This is a genomic window from Streptococcus sp. 3167 (assembly GCF_013277175.1).
GTDB lineage: Bacteria > Bacillota > Bacilli > Lactobacillales > Streptococcaceae > Streptococcus > Streptococcus pseudopneumoniae.
Map to the genome: position 1 here is coordinate 1 of NZ_VMML01000031.1, position 530 is coordinate 530.

The 530-nt window shown below is 40.8% G+C and carries 1 pseudogene; it reads right to left on the reverse strand.

The features are described from left to right. A pseudogene (locus HT678_RS05640) lies at window positions 1–530 on the reverse strand (IS630 family transposase); the annotation flags it as partial.

Genomic DNA, 530 nt, shown 5'->3' on the forward strand with positions numbered 1-530 from the left:
ACTTGGAATCTCTAAGGTATTTGATTTATGCCATATAGCATTATCCATGACAAGTAAAATATAGTCATCTGGATAAGCTTGTGAGACTTGCCTTAGAAATTCATTGATCCACTCAGTATTGCATCCTCCAGCAATGAGGAAAAAGGAATCTCCTGTCTGAGCATCTACTGCCCCATAACAATAGCGATATTCTCGCATATAATGACTAGGAATGCTAGGTCGGATTCCTTGAGGAGCCCAACAAGAACTCATCTTACTGATTCTTCCGAAACCAGCTTCATCTTGGTACATCAAACGTACTTTGTTATAAGTCCCCTCTTCTTTAAAGCGCTTACTTAAGGTCTCGAATGTAGATTTTATTTTTAGACGTCTCAATTGTCTGAGCGTCTGCCTTCTTGGGATGCTCAGGTCGAGGAGTGACCGTTCGCCAACCATGTCGTTTCAGGAGATAATAGAAACCATCACGTGTGGAAGTGCGACCAATCTCTTTTTGATAGGCTTCAAATAACTGATTGACAGTTACAAATTCC